The organism is Actinoplanes sp. NPDC051343, from assembly GCF_044455125.1.
In the GTDB taxonomy this organism is placed as follows: Bacteria; Actinomycetota; Actinomycetes; order Mycobacteriales; family Micromonosporaceae; genus Actinoplanes.
Window position 1 is genome coordinate 346,554 of record NZ_JBITEL010000004.1, and the last position, 18,164, is coordinate 364,717.

16 protein-coding genes are annotated in these 18,164 nt (G+C 69.3%); 8 read left to right on the forward strand and 8 right to left on the reverse strand.

What is annotated here, in order from left to right; all coding sequences use genetic code 11:
* Positions 1–8: 8 nt before the first annotated feature.
* The 4 genes from ACIA5C_RS15685 to ACIA5C_RS15700 form a co-directional block, all read right to left on the reverse strand.
* Positions 9–965 carry an SCO2522 family protein gene (locus tag ACIA5C_RS15685; protein WP_396054945.1) on the reverse strand — a complete coding sequence of 319 codons (957 nt, stop codon included), beginning with the start codon at positions 963–965 and terminating at the stop codon, positions 9–11.
* On the reverse strand, positions 962–1,885 hold the full coding sequence (locus tag ACIA5C_RS15690) for an SCO2523 family variant P-loop protein (protein WP_396054947.1): 924 nt from the start codon (positions 1,883–1,885) through the stop codon (positions 962–964). The genes ACIA5C_RS15685 and ACIA5C_RS15690 overlap by 4 nt, the downstream gene beginning before the upstream one ends.
* Entirely contained in the window at positions 1,885–3,837 is a 1,953-nt protein-coding gene (locus tag ACIA5C_RS15695; protein ID WP_396054949.1) for an SCO2524 family protein, read from the reverse strand. Before ACIA5C_RS15695 ends, ACIA5C_RS15690 begins: the two co-directional genes overlap by 1 nt.
* 264 nt (positions 3,838–4,101) lie before the next feature.
* Positions 4,102–5,028, reverse strand: a complete 927-nt coding sequence (locus ACIA5C_RS15700; protein ID WP_396054951.1) for a LysR family transcriptional regulator — start codon at positions 5,026–5,028, stop codon at positions 4,102–4,104.
* Positions 5,029–5,099: 71 nt separating this feature from the next.
* Here ACIA5C_RS15700 and ACIA5C_RS15705 point away from each other — a divergent pair, with 71 nt between their 5' ends.
* The gene (locus ACIA5C_RS15705) at positions 5,100–6,053 is read left to right on the forward strand and encodes a threonine/serine dehydratase (RefSeq protein ID WP_396054953.1); all 954 of its coding nucleotides are present in this window, start codon (positions 5,100–5,102) and stop codon (positions 6,051–6,053) included.
* Positions 6,054–6,130: 77 nt separating this feature from the next.
* Here the strand turns inward: ACIA5C_RS15705 and ACIA5C_RS15710 are convergent, their stop codons facing one another.
* The gene (locus tag ACIA5C_RS15710) at positions 6,131–6,592 is read right to left on the reverse strand and encodes a hypothetical protein (RefSeq protein WP_396054955.1); all 462 of its coding nucleotides are present in this window, start codon (positions 6,590–6,592) and stop codon (positions 6,131–6,133) included.
* Between the two features lie 222 nt (positions 6,593–6,814).
* Positions 6,815–8,023 carry a DUF349 domain-containing protein gene (locus ACIA5C_RS15715; RefSeq protein WP_396054957.1) on the reverse strand — a complete coding sequence of 403 codons (1,209 nt, stop codon included), beginning with the start codon at positions 8,021–8,023 and terminating at the stop codon, positions 6,815–6,817.
* A gap of 155 nt (positions 8,024–8,178) precedes the next feature.
* Between ACIA5C_RS15715 and miaA the strand changes: the two genes are divergently transcribed.
* The 3 genes from miaA to ACIA5C_RS15730 are packed head-to-tail and all read left to right on the forward strand — an operon-like array spanning position 8,179 to position 10,695.
* Entirely contained in the window at positions 8,179–9,102 is a 924-nt protein-coding gene (gene miaA / locus ACIA5C_RS15720; RefSeq protein WP_396054959.1) for a tRNA (adenosine(37)-N6)-dimethylallyltransferase MiaA, read from the forward strand.
* Positions 9,103–9,136: 34 nt separating this feature from the next.
* Entirely contained in the window at positions 9,137–9,982 is an 846-nt protein-coding gene (dapF, locus tag ACIA5C_RS15725) for a diaminopimelate epimerase (protein ID WP_396055617.1), read from the forward strand.
* Positions 9,982–10,695, forward strand: coding sequence for a glycerophosphodiester phosphodiesterase (locus ACIA5C_RS15730; protein WP_396054961.1), 714 nt, complete (start codon positions 9,982–9,984; stop codon positions 10,693–10,695). The genes dapF and ACIA5C_RS15730 overlap by 1 nt, the downstream gene beginning before the upstream one ends.
* A gap of 2 nt (positions 10,696–10,697) precedes the next feature.
* Here ACIA5C_RS15730 and ACIA5C_RS15735 read toward each other — a convergent pair whose 3' ends face one another.
* Positions 10,698–12,158 (reverse strand): NAD-dependent malic enzyme, encoded by a 1,461-nt coding sequence (locus ACIA5C_RS15735; RefSeq protein WP_396054963.1) that lies wholly within the window; start codon positions 12,156–12,158, stop codon positions 10,698–10,700.
* A gap of 172 nt (positions 12,159–12,330) precedes the next feature.
* On the opposite strand from ACIA5C_RS15735, the gene hflX reads away from it, so the two are divergent.
* Together hflX and ACIA5C_RS15745 are read left to right on the forward strand one after the other, a co-directional pair.
* Positions 12,331–13,728: a GTPase HflX gene (gene hflX, locus ACIA5C_RS15740; protein WP_396054965.1), complete on the forward strand. Its 1,398-nt coding sequence runs from the start codon at positions 12,331–12,333 to the stop codon at positions 13,726–13,728.
* A gap of 183 nt (positions 13,729–13,911) precedes the next feature.
* On the forward strand, positions 13,912–15,885 hold the full coding sequence (locus ACIA5C_RS15745; protein ID WP_396054967.1) for a hypothetical protein: 1,974 nt from the start codon (positions 13,912–13,914) through the stop codon (positions 15,883–15,885).
* Between the two features lie 55 nt (positions 15,886–15,940).
* Here ACIA5C_RS15745 and lexA read toward each other — a convergent pair whose 3' ends face one another.
* Positions 15,941–16,738 (reverse strand): transcriptional repressor LexA, encoded by a 798-nt coding sequence (lexA, locus tag ACIA5C_RS15750; protein WP_396054969.1) that lies wholly within the window; start codon positions 16,736–16,738, stop codon positions 15,941–15,943.
* Positions 16,739–17,029: 291 nt separating this feature from the next.
* Here lexA and ACIA5C_RS15755 point away from each other — a divergent pair, with 291 nt between their 5' ends.
* Together ACIA5C_RS15755 and nrdR are read left to right on the forward strand one after the other, a co-directional pair.
* On the forward strand, positions 17,030–17,353 hold the full coding sequence (locus ACIA5C_RS15755) for a LysM peptidoglycan-binding domain-containing protein (RefSeq protein ID WP_396054971.1): 324 nt from the start codon (positions 17,030–17,032) through the stop codon (positions 17,351–17,353).
* Between the two features lie 318 nt (positions 17,354–17,671).
* On the forward strand, positions 17,672–18,157 hold the full coding sequence (nrdR, locus tag ACIA5C_RS15760) for a transcriptional regulator NrdR (RefSeq protein ID WP_396054973.1): 486 nt from the start codon (positions 17,672–17,674) through the stop codon (positions 18,155–18,157).
* Positions 18,158–18,164: the final 7 nt, after the last annotated feature.

Genomic DNA, 18,164 nt, shown 5'->3' on the forward strand with positions numbered 1-18,164 from the left:
GTCTCCGATCAGATGTCCCCGATGAAGGTGTAGTTGATGCGGTCGAGGATGTCGGCCGGCAGCGGGAGGTGGTCGCGTTCGGCCCGCTCCCGGATCTGCCTCGTGATCTCATCCGGAACGCGCACCTGGCCGAGCACGACCCGGGTCGCCACCTCGATCTCCATGAACCGGCTACCGAGCAGGGAGACCGTGCGGTAGGCGCTGAACGGCTGCGGCCGTTCGGTCAGCTGAAGCACCGGCGGCACGTCGCCCCATTGGGCGGGGATCGGCCCGTTCAGCCTTTCCGGGATCACGACGCGTTTTCCGTTGTCGCGGAGCAGACCGAGCCGGAGGCATTGCCACACCGCGGCGAGGTACGCGCATGACCAGTGCCGATCGTCCCACAGTTCGACGTCCACGAAGATCGCGTGTCGGTTGGGTGCGCTCTGCTGGGGCGGCCGCCACGTCGCCTCGGCCATGGCCGGCGCGGCATCGAGACTGGGCGACGGCTCGCCGTTCGACAACCATCCGGTGCGGCTCAACGGGGGACGGCCGCCGGTGCTGTTCGGTGTCGGTTCCTTGACCAGGCGGCTCTTCAGGAGTTCGGCCAGCTTGGTCTCCCGGGTCTCGGCGCATGCCGACTCGCGGGCGATGTAGTCGATGACCAGGCCGGTGCGATCCGCCGCCTTCTGGATCATCGGGATGACCTCTTGTGGCGATTCGAGCTGGCTGAAGTAGTCGTCGATCAGGAAACAGGTGCTGATCCGGGGTGCCTTCGTGTCGCCGAGACGCCTCTTCAGACTTTGGATATTGGCCGTGACATAGGGGGCGATGATCTCGAAATAATCGACGAGGTGATCGACGCCGTGCGCGAAATCCTCCATGTAGAGGTGGCCCAACTCGAGCGACACGTGCGAGAGGCCGTCCGACTCCATGGGAGGTGCGCTGGCATCCTCCTGATAGGCGATCACAGGCGCGGCCGTCATAGGGTCTCCCAGGCCAGGTCGTCAGCGATGAGCCGCGCCAATGAGTCGAACGCGTCCCGCGTCTCTCGATTGGCGACCCCGCTCGCGACGTCATCGTCCGTTATGAGTTGTTCCTGCCATTGCAACATAGGATCAAGGGGTACGGACCCCAGATGAAAATCTTTTCCCACTCTGTGTTTGTCCGCCAGTCCACGCAAGCGCTCGTCACATTGACGTAACCAAATTGCTTGTTGCGCGGTGAGTCCGCCGTGCGAAGGCGATGTCTGGTCGATCACGGCCGTCCGGACAAAACGTAGACCGTCGAGGAGGAACGCCTCCGGGTCGTGGCCGTACCGGGTGGCGGTCGCCAGCAACCCGTTGGTCCCGTGCACCAGGCCCCCGGCGGCGGCGACGTGCTGCCTGGTCCACCGGTGGAAGACCAGCCAGCGGCTCTGCACGCTGCGCAACTCCGGGCGAGCGGTCGCCTTCAGCGCCATCTCGACCGCCAGGTTACGGCCCGCGCTGAGATCGATGATGCTGAGGCCGAACTCGGCGTTCAGAGTCAGGAACAGGTCGACGCAGCGCTCCAGATTGAGATCCTTGCGCCCGGTGAAATCGCTGCCGCCGTAGTCACCCGGGATGAGAACGAGGCGACCGGCACCGGACGGTCGATGCCGGACCGCCGAGCGGTCCGTGTGGGACCACACGTCGATGTGTTCCGGAGACTGCACGTGCTGGTCCAGATAACGATGGGTTCCGCGGCCCGTCGTCGTGCCGTTCTCGGCATTTTCCACGCCGAAGATGGCTCCCGCCGTCGGCGATCCGAAATCGAAGTCCACATAGCACACGTCGTTGCCCTGCAGCGCGCTCCGGTACAGCAGATTGCTGCTGGTCACGGACCGGCCGGTGCCGCCCTTGTCGGACGTCGCGAAGATCAGCATCAGAGGGCCGGACTTCCGTCGCTGCGCACCGCGTCCAACGCGTCGAGGGAAGCGAGAGCCGACGTGACAAGGGCTCCCGCGGCGGCCGGACGGCTGCGGGCGATGTCTCTCGCACGCGCAAGCTTGATGCGAATCTCGGTCAAGACGTTCTCCACCCCAGGGCTGCCATCGGCCGAGCCGCGCATCCGCTCCATGTCGTACAGGTGCTCGGCCTCGTACAACATGTCGAAGGTGCGCACAACCAGGCGTTCGTTGACGATCGGTTCTTCGGAGAGCAGATTAGCCGTGCTGATCAGTCCTTGGACCACCCGTTCGGTGTAATACCAGGAAGGGTTCTCGAACGTCTCCAGTCCATCAAAGAGCGCGGCCGGTTGGTCCCACAACTTGGCGCCCCCGCCGACCACCAGTCGTCGGACTTCCAGGTGCCCCCAGATGCGATCGGCGAGACGCAGCAACCGTGCCCGCTGCTCCACATCGTTCAGCAGGCCGGCGATCACGACGCAGCGCTGGAGGAGCAGTGATGCGATCTCGGTGACCGACCAGTAGGTCTCGACACCGTCCGGTGAGTCCTTCTCGCTGCCGAGCAACGTCACCGAGAGCCCGGGCGAGTGCAGGCGGAGGCCCGAGTCGCCCGGCTGGTATGTGCGTGTCACGCGTGACTCGTTGGCCAGATCGGCGAGCACGGTGCCGACCCGGGCCAGCCGGGCATCGGATCCACGTCGCCGCACCAGGTCCTTGACCACGATCGACGTCACCAGAAGCGTGTAGTAGTCGCTGCGCTGGCCGTCAGTGGTCTGCCAGGGCGGGTCCTCGAGCGGCCACACCGCGCCGTCGCCGAAGGTCGCCAGAGTCGACCAGTACGACAGGGTCAGGTCCCAGCGCAGCTGCAGCGCACGGGCCAGACGCTGCTGTTCCTCGTTGAGCAGGCCCAGAACACGGGTTCGTTCGGAGAACAGGTCCTCAATGGCGTCCACGGCGACGACCGTGAAATAGAGATAGGGCTTGTTTTCCGCGATCCCGTCGAGTTGCTCGCCGATCTCATCCACATGATCCGAAGTCACGGACTCCCCGGCCGGCTGAACCTTGGTCGTGTCGCCACCCGCCGGGCTTTCCAGCGTGACGGTTGGCGCGCCATCTACGACGCCCCAGGACCATCCGCACTCGAACAGCTGGTTTTCGCCGTCAAGATCCTGTGTCTGGCCCGATCCGATCAGCACCTCGCCGAATGAGGCGATCGTCTGCTGAAGTGCGGTACGCAGTTCGGAGACCACCTGCCGGGGAGGCACGCCGCTCTTGCTGATCGTGCTCACCAGCACCTTGCCCGGAGCACTGCTTGCCTCGAAGACGTGCGTCGAGAAGCTTCTCAGCAGACCCACCATCGCGGCGGTCAGTCGCGCGCTCGCCATGCGTTCCAGAGCCCGCAGTTCCTGACGGACATCCAGGCGGCGCACCGACTGTCGGAAGATCCGAACAAAACCGATTGTCGCCAGCGACAGCGTGACCGAGATCGCGAAGGAGTCCACGATGTCTCGGGAGCGCTGGTCCTCGCTCAGTTTGGCACCCTGCTCGGCGTCCTCGGCCCGGAGGCTGTAATAGCTCCCTCCGGAAAAGACCGGACGTCCGTCCTCGGAGTAGCGAGTGAAATAGTCGGTCGCGATGCGAACCAGATTCAGCGGGATGGTCTTCTCGTTGCCGAGGGGCTTGAGAGCCGCCAGCATGGCGTCCGCCGTGACGTTCGGACGGTCCAATCCGAATGCCGGAATCTGGGTGGCCGGGAGCAGGATGCAGAGCAGCTGTTCGGCGTCGGAGATCGAGTTGGGCTCGTCCCGTCCGCCCCAGCGCCACTCGCCGTCCCGCCACGATGACTGCACGGTTGCCCGCCACGTCTCCAGCAACTGCTGTCGCGGTTCGATCCTCACCGGTGTGCACCACCATCTTCGCTCACAGGCCACGGCCGACGATTCGCTCGACGTTCGGACCGGCCCCGGGACACTGGATACGTAAACCGAGCGCGTCTAGCTCAACGCGGCAGCCGAAGTTCGGTTCTGACCTTAATCATGGCGCACCGCGTCGATTCGCTGAAGAGCGCCGTCGGGATCCGCCAAAGATGGTAACGACGACAGCCGCTCCGCGGTCCGGAATGGCTGATCGGTGGATCGTCCGCCGGATGCGGGCGGGGTAACTGTCGATCTTGTCCAGTGGGCCGGAGTCGATCTCTATTGCGGCTGGATGTCGCCCCGTCCGGTTCGGACCGTCCGATGAGAGAGATCCACGTTCGGCGGGAATGCCGTCCGCAGGTGTGTGAGAAGGGCGGCCGTGCCGGGCGGGTCCGGTGCGTCGCCGGCCACCACGACGATGATCCGCCGGAGCCGGCCGGGAACGGGGACCGCACGCACGCGTTCGTTGCCATGCGCGGACAGCGCCAGCCCCGGCAGCGTCGTCACGCCGAGCCCCGCCGCGACCAGCGCCTGCACGGCCACGTAGTCGTCCGTCGTGAATCGGATATCGGGCGTGAACCCCACATCCGAGCAGGCCTGCAGCAGCTCGCTCCGGCAGCGCTCGCACCCGGCGATCCACGGCCGATCGCGATGATCAAGCAACTGGTCCCCGGCCACATCGACCGGCACGACCAGGTAAGTCGGCTCGTCCAGCAGCACCTCGTGCCGTAACCCGTTCAGGTCGGCCACCGACGGGTAGCCGAACACCAGTGCCGCCTCGACGGAGCCGCTGCGCAGCAACTGGATCGCCTCCGGGGGCTCGGCCTCGGTGAAGCGCAGGTCGACTTCGGGATGGGCCGCCGCGAAGGAGGCAGCGGCGCGGGGCACGAACGTTCCCAGAGCCGACGGGAACGCCGCCAGCCGCACCCGCCCGGCCCGCAACCCGGTGTGGGCGGCGAGCTCCTCCGAGGCGGCGGCCAACCGGCCCAGGATCTCTTCGGCCCGCTCGGCCAGCAGGCGGCCGGCCTCGGTGAGCCGGATTCCCCGGCCCACCCGCTGGATCAGCCGGCTGCCGGTCTCGGCTTCCAGCCGGGCCAGGTGGTGGCTGACCGACGGCTGCGCGTAATGCAGCTCGCGGGCGGCCGCGGTTACCGACCCGGTGCGGGCGACGGCGACCAGGACGGCCAGCCGGGTCACGTCAAGCATCAATTGAGTCTATGGATCAGCCAGAAAACCGCCATTAGACCTATGAGTCGATGCGGGCCGACGATGAGGGCATGGAGTTCACCTACGCCGACGTCCAGGCCGCCCAGCCGATCGTCGCTCGCCATCTGCCGCCCACGCCCCTGTGGTCCTATCCCGTGCTCGACCGGGAGATCGGGGCCAACCTCCTGGTCAAGCACGAGAACACGCAGCCGGTCGGTGCGTTCAAGGTGCGCGGCGGACTCACGCTGCTCGACCGGCTTCCGCCGGCCGAGCGCACGCTCGGGACGATCACCTACTCCACCGGGAACCACGCGCTTTCGATGGCGTACGCGAGCAGCCTCGCCGCCGTACCCTGCACCGTCGTCATGCCGGCGGACGCCAATGCGGCCAAGGCCGATGCCGTACGCGCGTGGGGCGCCGAAGTCGTCCTCACCGGCCCCGACCTCGCGGCGGCCCAGAAGTACGCCGAACAGACGGCCCGGGAAACCGGCGCCCGGCTGGTCAGCCCCGGCGACACCCCGGAACTGCTGGCCGGCGTGGGCACCCTCTACCAGGAGATCTTCGCGGCCGCGTCGGACCTGGACGCGGTCGTCGTCCCGGTCGGCAGCGGCACCGGCGCGGCCGCGGCGGTCGTCGTCGCTCGCGAACTGGCCCCGCACTGCCAGATCATCGCCGTGCAGTCATCGGCGTCCCGGGCCGCCTACGACTCCTGGAGCACCGGCCGGCTGGTCGAGCGCCCCAACCGCACCCGAGTCGACGGCCTGGCCACCGGCCGCGGCTTCGACCTGCCCCAGCGGATCATGCGCGGCGGCCTCAAGGATTTCGTGCTGGTCACCGACGACCAGATCGCCGCCGCCCAGCGCCTCCTGGCCACCCACGCCCACACCCTGGCCGAGGGCGCCGGCGCGGCCGCCCTGGCCGCCGTGACTGCCCGCCCCGACCTCTTCGCCGGCCGCCGCGTCGCCATCGTCTGCACCGGCGGCAACGCAAGCCCGGCAGAATTGGCGGCCCTGGCGCGAGGCTGATGGATTTCCGCACGCGCCGGGGCCCCGATCTCGATTCTCGCGAGAAACATGGATCGCGGAGGGCGCCTGTGGAGTACCTACGAGCTGAGCAGGTGGTGGTCGGCTCGGTACTGTTCCCAGCCGATCTGGATTACGCGGAGCAGGCCGTTCTCGTCGGTGACCTCGACGGTGCGGGTGCCGGGACGCTCGACCGGCCGGATCAGCCCCCAGGCCACGTAGTCGTCGACCACCCGGTGCGCCGACCGCCACTGCGGTGAGTTGGGTTCCAGGCCGAGCTCGTGCTCGATCACCCAGTTGACGTCGACGATGCGCCGGGCCGACATGTGGTAGGCCAGGATGCGGCCGCGGGACTTGAGGGCCCTCGGGTGGAAGCCGCGGGTGGCGATGTGCCAGGGCCGCGCGCCCGGGCACTTGTAGAGATGAAAGCCGGTGCCGTAGACCTCGGGGTGCCGCTCGGCGGCCGCCCGTGCCTCTTCCTCGGTCTGGTAGCGGATTTTGCTGCAACTGCAACGCCACGGTCGCACCACGGTCGGGGACATTCGGCTGCTCCCTCGCGCTCGTCGGGTAACCGACGGTAGGCGCGTCCGCGACGGAAGATCATCGTCCCGTCGGCGGAAGCCGACGGCCTTGCGTACCGACCAACGCGAAAGGGGCGCAACGGCCCGGAGAGGCACGGACCTCGCCTTGTGGAAGCGGGACCATGGCACGCCGTACAAAAAGGGCGCACCCGGCGTGACCGGATGCGCCCTGAGAAACCCCTGCTAGTTGGCCTTTTCGGCCAGGTCGAGGAACTGCTTCTTGGAGGCCAGCGCCTGCTCGGCCTCCTTGATCCGCCGGGCGTCGCCCGCCGCCTGGGCCCGGGCGAGGCGCTGCTCGGCCTCGGCGACCTGTTCGCGCATCTGCTGGAGCAGCGGGTTGTCCTGCGGGGTGGTCTTGCGCCAGGCCGAGTCCATCGCGACGCGGATGCGGTCTTCCGCGGCCCGCCAGCGACGGTCGAGACCGGCCGCGGCCTCGCGGGGCACCCGGCCGGCGTCGTGCCAGGCGGCCTGCGCGTCGCGCAGCTTGCTCTGCGCCGCGCGCGGGTCGGCGTCGATGTCGAGCGCCTCGACCTCGGCCAGGATCGCCTGCTTCTTGTCGAGGTTGCCCTGGTATTCGGCGTCGCGGGCGGAGAAGACCTCACTCCGGCGGGTGAAGAAGGCGTCCTGGGCGGCGCGGAACCGCTCCCACAGCTTCTGCTCGGCCTCCTTGGCCGCGCGCGGCGCGGCCTTCCACTCGGTCATGAGCTCCTTGAGCCGGTTGGCCGTGCTCGACCACTCGGTCGAGTCGGACAGGCTCTCCGCCTCCTTGACCAGCTCTTCCTTGGCCGTCTGGGCCTGCTTGCGCTGGCCGTCGAGGGTGGCGAAGTGAGCGCCGCGGCGGCGGGTGAAGCCGTCGCGGGCGGCCGCGAAGCGCTTCCAGAGTTCGCCGTCGGTCTTCTTGTCGACGCCGCGGACCGTCTTCCACTCCTCGAGGATCTCCTTGAGGCGGTCGCCGGCCGTCTTCCAGCCGGTGGACTCGGCGGCGATCGTCTCCGCCTCTTCGACCAGGGCGGTCTTGCGGGCAAGCGCCTCACCCCGGGCGACCTCGCGGGCCGCGCGGGCCTCGCCGGCCTTCTCCTCGGCCAGGATGTTGAGCTTGTCGAGCCGTGTCGTGAGTCCGTCGATGTCGCCCACCACGTGCGCCTCGTCGAGCGTGGTGCGCAGGCGCTTGAGGCTGCTCAGCGAGTGCGACGCGTCGGCGGCGCCGGACTTCAGGCGCGCTTCCACGAGGTCGACCTCGGTGACCAGGTCGGCGAACCGCCGGGCGAAGTGGGCCAGGCCCTCTTCCGGCGTGCCCGCCTGCCAGGAACCGACCACGCGGTCGCCCTCGGCGGTCTTCACGTACACGGTGCCGTCGGCATCCACGCGCCCGAAGGCCGTCCAGTCGTTCATGACCTCATCCTCGTTCTCCCGGCGTCGCCGGTCGGAACCGGCGACCCGCCACAGCGCAGTCGAACGCCAATCTTCTCATCGGCATTCTTTCTCGCGCATTGTCACAGGTCCAACCGGGTTTGGGGGAAGCGCCCAGGGATGACCGTGACCCAACGGTGTCCTACCGTGGCTCAGTGCCTCACCCAACTGCTCCGCGTGTGATCACCGTCGTCGGGCCGACCGCGGCCGGCAAGTCGGCGTTGAGCCTCGCGCTGGCCCACGAGCTGGGCGCGGAGGTGATAAACGCCGACTCGATGCAGCTCTACCGGGGCATGGACATCGGCACAGCCAAGCTGTCCGTCGCCGAGCGGGCCGGCGTGCCGCACCATCTGCTGGACATCTGGCCGGTGACGATGACCGCCGCGGTTGCCGAATATCAGACACTTGCCCGGGCGGCGATCGACGGCATCCTGGCCCGGGGCCGGGTGCCGCTGCTGGTCGGCGGTTCGGGGCTTTATATCCGGGCGGTTCTGGAGGAGTTCGAGTTCCCGGGCACCGATCCGCTGGTGCGGTCGCGGCTCGAGGCCGAGCTGGCGGCCGACGGCCCGGCGCCCCTCTACGAGCGCCTGCGCGGGTGGGACCCGGTCGCGGCGGAGAAGATTCTGCCGTCCAACGGGCGGCGGATCGTGCGCGCGCTCGAGGTGATCGAGCTGACCGGCCGCCCGTTCACAGCGTCGCTGCCCGCGCCCACCCCGCACTACGCGTCGGTGCAGATCGGGGTCGACCGCGACGCCGACGAGCTCGACGCACGCATCGCGAGGCGGGTCGACCTGATGTGGGCGGCCGGGCTGGTCGACGAGGTGCGCGGCCTCGACGGGATCCGCGAGGGGCGGACCGCGGGACGGGCGCTCGGCTACCAGCAGGCGCTGGCCCAGATCGACGGGCTGCTCAGCGAGGACGAGGCGAAGGAGGAGACGGTGCGCGGCACCCGGCGGTTCGTGCGGCGGCAGCGGTCCTGGTTCCGCCGCGACCCGGCGATCGTCTGGCTGGACGGGGCGTCGGACACGCTCGTGGCGGACGCGCTGGCGGCTGCGGGATGATGTAGCCGTGTTGTTCAACGAGCCACCCCGCCTGATCAAGTTCACGAAGGGCCACGGCACCGGCAACGACTTCGTGATCCTGCCCGACCCCGATGGGGCGCTCGAGCTGACCCCGTCGCTGGTCGCCCGCCTGTGCGATCGCAGGTTCGGCATCGGCGGCGACGGGATCCTGCGGGTGGTGCGCAGCGCCAAGCACCCCGACGCGGCCGGCTACGCCTCCGAGGCCGAGTGGTTCATGGACTACTGGAACGGCGACGGCTCGCCGGCCGAGATGTGCGGCAACGGCGTCCGCGTCTTCGCCCGCTATCTGGTCGCGCGGGGACTCGCGTCGCCCGGCCCGCAGGGGCTGCCGATCGCCACCCGGGCCGGGGTGGTGGTTGCGCTGGTCGAGGGACCCACGGTCCGCGTACACATGCGCTCCCCTTCGGTGTACGCGGCGAGCACCGCGACCGTCGGACCCCTGATTTTCCCCGGTGTGGCCGTCGACTGCGGAAATCCGCACCTGGTCTGCGGGTTGCACGACGGCGTCTCCCTCGATTCCCTCGACCTCTCCGCCGCGCCGGGCTACGACTCGTCGCTGTTCGGCGCTGGGGTCAACGTCGAGTTCGTCCGCTCCGCCGCGCCGCTGGCGGACGCCGATCTCCACGTGGCGATGCGCGTCTTCGAGCGCGGGTCGGGCGAGACGCTCTCCTGCGGCACCGGCTGCCTGGCGGTCGGCGCGGTCGCGCTGCGTGACGCGGGCCGGTCGACCGGCACGGTCGCGGTCGACGTCCCCGGCGGCCGGGTCACCGTGACCCACGACGAACAGGACCGGTGGTGGCTGGCCGGCCCGGCGGTGCTGGTCGCCACCGGCGAGGTCGACCCGGAGCAACTGGGCTGATGCGGCATCGCGTGGCGCACCGCGGCTACTCGGCCGTGGCGCCGGAAAACACGCTGCCCGCGTTCGCCGCGGCGCTGCGCGGCGGGGCGACGATCGTCGAGTTCGACGTGCGGACCACCGCCGACGGCGTGCCGGTGGTGATCCACGACCGCACACTCGAGCGCACCACCACCGGCACCGGGCCGGTCTGGGAGGCGGGCTTCGACGAGGTGCGCCTTCTGGATGCCGGTGGGTGGTTCTCGCCCGCGTACGCCGGGGTGCGGGTGCCGACGCTGGCCGAGACGATCGACCTGATCGCCCCGGCCGATGTCGAACTGCTGCTCGAGATCAAGCCGCCGGCCACGCCGGAGCAGGTCAAGGTGATTCTGGAGCAGGTCGCGTCGCGCGGCCTGCTCGACCGGACGATCGTGCAGAGCTTCGATCCGGCCGTCGTTGCGATGGTCCCGTCGTCGGACGTGCGGCGGGGCCTGCTTCGCCTGCACCTCACACCGGACACGCCGTCGTTGGCCGCCTCTCTGGGCGTGGTCTGCTGCAACCCGCCCATCGCCGACTTTCTCCGCGACACCGACACGGTCGACGCTCTGCTGACGGCCGGGGTCGAGATCATGCCCTGGACGGCGAACGACCCGGCGCAGTGGCCGGCCCTGGCCGCCGCTGGGGCGGCCGGGCTGATCACCGACCGGGTCGCTGAGCTGACCGGGTGGTCGTTCTGAGGCTAGAAGGTCTCCCGGGGCGCTTCCTGGAGCTCGACCTCGGGCGTGGCGGCCGCGTTGTGCGGCACCGCCCCGCCCCGCACGACCGCCCGGATCGCGGCCGCGACCGCCGGGGTGACCCGCGGGTCGAAGACGCTCGGAACGATGACGGTCGGGTTGAGTTTGTCCTCGCCCACCACGTCGGCGATCGCCCGGGCCGCGGCCAGCGCCATCTCCTCGGTGAACCCCTCGGCGCTGACGTCCAGCATGCCGCGGAAGACACCCGGGAAGGCGAGCACGTTGTTGATCTGGTTGGGCTGGTCGGAACGGCCGGTGGCGACCACCGCGGCGTGCCGGCGGGCCTCCCGCGGGTCGACCTCCGGGTCGGGGTTGGCCAGCGCGAAGACGATCGACTTGTCGGCCATCTTGCTGATGTCGTCGCCCGAGAGCAGGTTGGGGGCGCTCACCCCGATGAACACGTCGGCGCCGACGATCGCGCCGGGCAGGTCGCCGGAGTAGTTGTCCTTGTTCGTGTTGTCGGCCAGCCACTGCCAGGTTTCGTTGAGCCCGGACATGCCGCGGTGCAGGGCGCCCTGCCGGTCGTACGCGATGATGTCGCCGACGCCCTCCCGGAGCAGCAGCTTCATGATCGCGGTGCCGGCCGCGCCGGCGCCCGAGACGACGACCTTGACCCGGGCCATGTCCTTGCCGACCACCCGCAGCGCGTTGGTCAGCGCGGCCAGCACGCAGATCGCGGTGCCGTGCTGGTCGTCGTGGAAGACCGGGATGTCGAGCAGTTCGCGCAGCCGCATCTCGATCTCGAAGCAGCGCGGCGCCGCGATGTCCTCCAGGTTGATGCCGCCGTACGCCGGGGCGATCGCCCGGACGATGTTGACGATCTCGTCGGTGTCCTGGGTGTCGAGCACCACCGGCCACGCGTCGACCCCGCCGAACCGCTTGAACAGCGCCGCCTTGCCCTCCATGACCGGCATCGCGGCGGCCGGGCCGATGTTACCCAGGCCGAGCACCGCCGAGCCGTCGCTGACCACGGCGACCGTGTTGCGCTTGATGGTCAGCCGGCGTGCGTCGGCCGGATTTTCGGCGATCGCCATGCAGACCCGGGCCACGCCCGGCGTGTACGCCCGGGACAGTTCGTCGCGGTTGCGCAGCGCGACCTTCGACGAGACCTCGATCTTGCCGCCCAGGTGCAGCAGGAACGTCCGGTCGGAGACCTTGCGGACGTCGACCCCGTCCAGCTCCTCGAGCGTCTTCACCACCTGGTCAGCGTGGTTGGAATCGGCTGTGTCGCAGGTGAGGTCGACGAGCACCCGGCTGGTGTCCGAGTCGACCACGTCGAGCGCGGTGACGATGGCGCCGGCTTCGCCGACGCAGGTGGTGAGCCGGCCGATGGACGAGGCGTCCGCGGTAACGGCAATACGGATCGTGATCGAAAATCCTGCGCTCGGCAGGCGGGTCGTCACCACGGTGTTCCCTCCGACGTTGGCGGGTGCGTCACCGCATTCTTGCGCTTCCGGAATACAGGTTCCCAATCCGGTGGTTATTACTGGTCCAGACACTCCTACAAAACGCTCGGCCCGGTTATGTGGATGCGTTCGTGCGCGCGGCGTGCCACGATCGGGCTGAGGAGGTCACCTTTTGACTACAGAGCTGTTCGATCCCAGCGTCGGCGAACTTGACCTTGAAGAGCGTCGCTCGCTGCGCCGGGTGGCCGGCCTTTCCACCGAGCTCACCGACATCACCGAGGTCGAGTACCGCCAGCTGCGCCTGGAGCGCGTCGTGCTGGTCGGCGTCTGGACCGAGGGCAGTCAGGATGACGCGGACAATTCGTTGACCGAGCTGTCCGATCTCGCCAAGACCGCGGGTTCCGAGGTGCTCGAGGGCCTCATCCAGCGGCGCGGGCGGCCCGATGCGGCTACCTTCATCGGCCGGGGCAAGGTCGACGAGCTGCGCGACGTGGTTCTCGCCTCCGGCGCCGACACGATCATCTGCGACGGTGAGCTTTCCCCGTCCCAGCTGCGCAACCTCGAGCAGCAGACGAAGGTCAAGGTCGTCGACCGCACCGCGCTGATCCTCGACATCTTCGCCCAGCACGCGAAGAGCAAAGAGGGTAAGGCGCAGGTCGAGCTGGCCCAGCTGCAGTACCTTCTGCCACGCCTGCGTGGCTGGGGTGAGACGCTGTCCCGCCAGAGCGGTGGTTCCGGCCGCGGTGGCGGCGCGGGCGGCGGTGTGGGTCTGCGTGGTCCCGGTGAGACCAAGCTCGAGACCGACCGCCGGCGCATCAACCAGCGCATCGCGAGGCTGCGGCGCGAGATCAAGGGCATGCGGACCGTACGCAACACCAAGCGCTCCCGCCGCGCCAGCAGCGGGGTGCCCGCGGTGGCGATCGCCGGTTACACCAACGCCGGCAAGTCGAGTCTGCTCAACCGCCTGACCCAGGCCGGAGTGCTGGTCGAGGACGCGCTGTTCGCGACCCTCGATCCGACCATCCGGCGGGCCGCGGCGGAGGACGGCCGGGTCTACACGCTGTCCGACACGGTCGGCTTCGTGCGTCACCTGCCCCACCAGATCGTCGAGGCGTTCCGCTCGACGCTGGAAGAGGTGGCCTTCGCCGATCTGGTCGTGCACGTCGTCGACGGCGCACACCCCGATCCCGAGGGTCAGGTCAGCGCGGTCCGCGAGGTGCTCGGCGAGGTGGGTGCCGACCGCATCACCGAACTTCTGGTGATCAACAAGGTCGACTCGGCCGACGAGGAGACGATCCTGCGACTCAAGCGGGCCTGGCCCGACGCGGTCTTCGTGTCCGCCCGTTCCGGGGCCGGCATCGAGGCGCTGCAGACCGCGATCGCCGAGCGGTTGCCGCGGCCGGCGGTCGACCTGCGGGTCCTGCTGCCCTATGACCGGGGCGACCTGGTGGCCCGGATCCACCGGACCGGTCAGGTGGTGCAGACCCGCCACGTCGAAGAGGGCATGGAGCTGAAGGTCCGGGTCGGCGAGCAGTTGGCGGCCGAGCTGGAGCCGTTCGTCACGGCGTAGTTCCCCGATTCCCAGGGAACTGTGATCTGCCCCTGGTGGGTGGCGTGTCGTCGGCGCGTCACCTTCGGAACGGAGTCGATCAAGCACCGAGGGTATTCCGGCAAACCGGGCGGGCCGGGCGCTCTGACCTGCGTTGATCTACGCGTAACACCGGCACGAGACGTCGCATGCGACACTGATCGGATGCGGCGTCTCGTCTTTTCGGTCATCGCAGCTTCCGGGCTGCTCGTGGCCGGTTCGTCCCCGGCACTCGCCGACGACCCGGTCCCCACGGTCAGCGTGAAGGCGACACCGGGCAAGAAGATCTGCAAGGTCACGGACACCACGCTCGATGAGCTGTCCGGCATTGTGGCGACCAGTTCCGGCTTCATCGTCATCGACGACAGCAGCACTCAGGACAGCCACAAAAAGATCTTCTTCCTCGACAACAAGTGCAAGGTCGTCAGCAAGGTCAGCTACAGCAGCAGCCCGATCGACACCGAAGACCTGATCCTGTCGCCGGACGGAAAGACTCTCTGGATCGCCGACACCGGCGACGACAGTGTCCGGGCGGCTAACCCACAGCCGCGCGACCACGTCGCCCTCTGGTCGATGAAGGCCGACGGGTCGGCCAAGCCGAAGATCTACCGCATTGCCTACCCCCAGGGCGACAATCACGACGCCGAGGCGCTGCTGCTCCAGAACGGCACGACCCCGCTGCTGGTCACCAAGGAACTCGGCAAGCCGGCCTCGATCTACGAGCCCAGCGCGCCACTGAAGGCCAACAACGAGACCTCGACGCCGCTCAAGAAGGTCGGCGAGCTTCAGGTGTCGGGCACCACCACGCCGTCCAACACGGTCGCCCAGATCGGCAACAAGACCATCGACGGCGGGGCGGTCGCGCCGGGCGGTGGCAAGGTCGCGCTGCGCACGTACACCGACGCGCTGGAGTGGGACGTCACCAACGGCGACGTGCTCGGTGCGCTGAAGAACGGCAAGCCGCGTACGACCGGGCTGCCCAACGAGCCGTTCGGCGAGGCGATCACCTACAGCCCCGACGGCAAGTTCTTCTACACGGTCTCCGACATGAACGGCGACCACGACACCGCCAACTACATCATGCAGTACACGCCGGCCACCACGGTGGCGTTGGCGGCGAAGTCGTCTCAGACCGGCCCGACCACCCATTGGTACTCCAACCTGACGCTCAACCAGATCACGCTCATGGTGGGCGGGGTCGGGCTGGTCGGTCTGATCCTGGTCGGCGTGGGCGTGCTGGGCATCGTGCGCAGCCGCAAGCGGGCGGCGCTCGGCCCCTCGACGTACGGCGGTGACGACCCGTCGACCGGCGACCCCGAGACCGAACTGATCGGCGTCGGTGGTGCACAGCAGCGCGCGGCGGCCTACGGCGCCCGTTCCGGTGGCATGCCGGCGGCCGGCGGCGGCAGCGGCGCCAACAGCGGCGCGGTCTACGGCGCCGGCGGCGCCCCCGGCGGTGGCCAGCGCGGCCCGGTTTACGGCAGCGGCGGCGGTGCTCCGCAGTACGCGCGCCCAGCCGGCGGCCAGCAGCCCCCGGCCCGGGGCGGTCAGCCCGCTCCTCCCCGCGGTGGTCAGCCCGCTCCGGCCCGTGGTGGTCAGCCCGCTCCGGCCCGGGGCGGCCAGCCCGCTCCGGCCCGTGGTGGTCAGCCCGGTCCCGCCGGGGGCGGTCAGCCCGGTCCAGCGCGTGGTGGTCAGCCTGGTCCTGCGCGTGGTGGTCAGCCCGCTCCTGCGCGTGGTGGTCAGCCCGGTCCCGCCCGCAGCGGTCAGCAGCCTCCGGCTCGTGGTGGTCAGCAGCCTCCGGCTCGTGGTGGTCAGCAGCCTCCGGCCCGGGGTGGTCAGCAGCCGCCGCCCGGCCGCAACGGCACCTACGGCGGTGGCAGCGGTCAGGGCCGTGGTCCGGCCCCGCAGGGGCAGCGCCCCCAGCAGGGTGGCGGGGGTCAGCGTCCCCAGGGTGGTGGCGGCGGTCAGGGCATGCCGCCCGGCGGCGGCCGTCCGCAGCGCCCCCAGGGACCCGCCCAGGGCCAGCGGCCCCAGGGCGGCGGCGACTACGGCCATGGCGGCCAGCGTCCCCGCGACGGCCGGGCCGAGTTCGGCGGCCGCCCCGAGGGCCGCTTCGACAACCCTGGCTACCGCCGCTAGCCAGAGACAGTGAAGAGGCCGGTCCGATGCGGACCGGCCTCTTCCTTGTGTCGGATCAGACGCGGCGGAGGACGGCGACGACGCGGCCCATGATGGTCGCGTCATCGCCCGGGATCGGGTCGAAGGCCGGGTTGGCCGGCATCAGCCAGACGTGCCCGTCGCGCTGGCGGTAGCTCTTCACCGTCGCCTCGCCGTCGATCATCGCGGCCACGATGTCGCCCGCGTTGGCCGTCGGCTGCTGGCGCACCACGACCCAGTCGCCGTTGCAGATCGCGGCGTCGATCATCGAATCGCCCTTGACCTCGAGCATGAAGACGTCACCCTCGCCGACCAGCTCGCGCGGCAGCGGGAAGAACTCCTCGACCGCCTGCTCGGCCAGGATGGGGCCACCGGCCGCGATGCGGCCGAGCAGAGGCACGTACGCCGGCTGCGGGCGCGCCGACCGCAACGCCTCGTCGTCGACCAGCTCGCTGGGGGAGCGCACGTCGACCGCCCGCGGCCGGTTGGGATCGCGGCGCAGGAAGCCCTTGGTCTCCAGCGCCTTCAACTGGTAGGCCACGCTGGACGGCGAGACCAGCCCGACCGCCTCGCCGATCTCCCGCACGCTGGGCGGGTAGCCGTAGCGCTCCACCCAGTCGCGGATGAACTCCAGGATGCGCCGCTGCCGCGCCGTCAGGTCGGCCGTGACCAGATCGGGAAACTGGCTGACCACGGGTGTGACCGCTCGCAACTGGGGCGCCTCGCCGGTGCGGGATCGGCTCGGTGTGCGGCGGCGCAACGCGGCAGACGCGTTCGCGGACTCGGGCTGCTTGACATTGGTTTGTTGCCGGCTTGTCCGGTCGTCGGTCGACACGTACGCCCTCCCTGTCGGCCAGTGCCGTCGTGCGGCACGTGGTGCGTCGCGGAAGCCGGAAAAACGCCGTGGGGATGGCGTTTGTCCGGCTGACCCCTCTTGACGGCAAACCGTAATCGGCGGGTACGACATATTCAAACATCTGTACGACATCGGGCCCGGCGTGTCGCCCGGAAGTGCTCGACTTTCGTACGCCCGTTCTGATAGACCGTCGTACGGGCGTTCGATCGAACGCCCGTACGAACAACGATCTTGGAACGCTGATCTTCGATCGAGCGAGGGGGAATCGCCATGGTGAGCCACGATCTCCGGCGCATCGAGCCGCCGCTGCGGCTGACCCGGCGCGGCCGCGCCGTCGTGCTCGTCGTCCTCTTTATGACCGCCACGCTGGCCAGCGTCGTGCTCTTCACCACCGCCTCGCAGGCCGGCGGGTCGTCGACCGCTCCGGCCCCGACGATCGTCGTGCAGCCGGGCGACACGCTGTGGGGCATCGCCGCCCGCACGATGTCCCGGCGCGACAACCAGGCCGCCGTCGCCGAGTTGCGCGATCTGAACAAGCTGCCGAGTTATGACATTCAGCCCGGTGATGTTCTGGTGTTACCTCGCGGACACTGATTCTGTCCTGCAAATCGCTCCAAATCGTCCCTCCGGGCAGCACCGTGTGACTACCGGTACACCGCACGTGTTGAGTCGGAGAATACGGCGCGTCGGCACGTCGCTTGGCTTGCGCCCACGTCCGCCGCGGCATAGCGTCTACCCCAACATCTAGTAGTTACAAGGGTGTAAGTCATCCACTGGTTGGGGTTTTGCCTCTCCGGTTATCCGCAGGCCGACCACAGCAACGCGATCGATTCGATCTTCGCGACGCTGCCTATCGGCGTGCCCGGATAGCGGTGAGGGAGCTCCGGAGGGCCGAAAAGGAGATGGGGCTCGGTGCGTTGCCCGTATTGCCGCCACGCCGACTCGCGTGTGGTCGACTCGCGTGAGGCCGACGACGGTCAGTTGATCCGTCGCCGTCGCTCGTGTCCCGAGTGCGGCAAGCGGTTCACCACGGTCGAGGAGGCGGTCCTCGCGGTGGTCAAGCGCAGCGGGGTCACCGAACCCTTCAGCCGCACCAAGATCATGAGCGGGGTCCGCAAGGCCTGCCAGGGCCGGCCGGTCGACGACGACTCGCTCGCGCTGCTGGCGCAGAAGGTCGAGGAGTCCATCCGGGCTAAAGGCGCCGCCGAGGTGCCCAGCCACGAGGTGGGCCTGGCGATCCTCGTCCCGCTGCGGGAGCTCGACCAGGTGGCTTACCTCCGGTTCGCCAGCGTCTACAAGTCCTTCGACTCGCTCGACGAGTTCGAGAAGGAGATCCAGGCGCTGCGTGAGTCGGTAGCCGGCCCGGCGGTGGCCGGCCCGGCAACGACGCAGAAGTAAAGAAGAG